Annotated in this window: 1 rRNA gene; it reads right to left on the bottom strand. The window is 54.9% G+C overall.

Annotation, left to right across the window (positions count from 1 at the left end):
- Positions 1–1,165 (bottom strand): 16S ribosomal RNA (locus tag GTN70_01450); the annotation flags it as partial.
- Positions 1,166–1,271 lie beyond the last annotated feature (106 nt).

Below are 1,271 nucleotides of genomic sequence, written 5' to 3'. Positions count from 1 at the left end.
CATAAGGGCCATGCTGACTTGACGTCATCCCCACCTTCCTCCCCGTTTTGCGGGGCAGTCTCGCCAGAGAAAATAACTGGCAACAAGGGTTGCGCTCGTTACGGGACTTAACCCAACACCTCACGGCACGAGCTGACGACAGCCATGCAGCACCTGTGCCGGCTCCTGACTTAACAGGTCGTCCCCCTTTCGGGTTCCTACTTCCAGCATGTCAAGCCTTGGTAAGGTTCTTCGCGTTGCATCGAATTAAACCACACGCTCCGCTGCTTGTGCGGGCCCCCGCCCGTCAATTCCTTTGAGTTTTAGCCTTGCGGCCGTACTCCCCAGGCGGGACACTTAATGCGTTAGCTACGGCACGGAGAGGGTCGATACCCCCCATACCTAGTGTCCATCGTTTACGGCGTGGACTACCAGGGTATCTAATCCTGTTCGCTCCCCACGCTTTCGCGCCTCAGCGTCAGTAACAGCCCAGGAGGCCGCCTTCGCCACTGGTGTTCCTCCCGATATCTACGCATTTCACCACTACACCGGGAATTCCACCTCCCTCTGCTGCCCTCTAGCCCAGCAGTATCGAATGACCCCTCCCAGTTGAGCCGGGAGATTTCACATCCGACTTGAAGAGCCGCCTACACGCGCTTTACGCCCAATAAATCCGGATAACGCTTGCCTCCTACGTATTACCGCGGCTGCTGGCACGTAGTTAGCCGAGGCTTATTCCTCAGGTACCGTCATTATTCTTCCCTGAGAAAAGGGGTTTACAACCCGAAGGCCTTCATCCCCCACGCGGCGTCGCTGTGTCAGGCTTTCGCCCATTGCACAATATTCCTTGCTGCTGCCTCCCGTAGGAGTCTGGGCCGTGTCTCAGTCCCAGTGTGGCTGATCATCCTCTCAGACCAGCTACCGATCATTGCCTTGGTGAGCCATTACCTCACCAACAAGCTAATCGGACGCAAGCCCCTCCCCAAGCACCCGAAGGCTTTAATCCTTCTGCTTTTGCTGAAGGACCACATGCGGTATTAGCTCCAGTTTCCCGAAGTTATCCCCCACTTAGGGACAGGTTACTTACGTGTTACTCACCCGTTCGCCACTGTCCCGAAGGACCGTTCGACTTGCATGCATAAAGCACGCCGCCAGCGTTTATCCTGAGCCGGGATCAAACTCTCCGACCAAAATTTGTGTCTTTGGCTTGAACCTTCCTTCCGCTATCCAGTTGTTAAAGTGCTCATAGCGCTCTTAAAGCGCAAGTTTAATAATATCACAGCGCTTTTTTT

The organism is Deltaproteobacteria bacterium, assembly GCA_011773515.1.
Classification (GTDB): domain Bacteria; phylum Desulfobacterota; class Deferrimicrobia; order J040; family J040; genus WVXK01.
The sequence above is the reverse complement of the archived record's forward strand: the minus strand, read 5'-3'. Positions and strand labels throughout refer to the sequence as shown.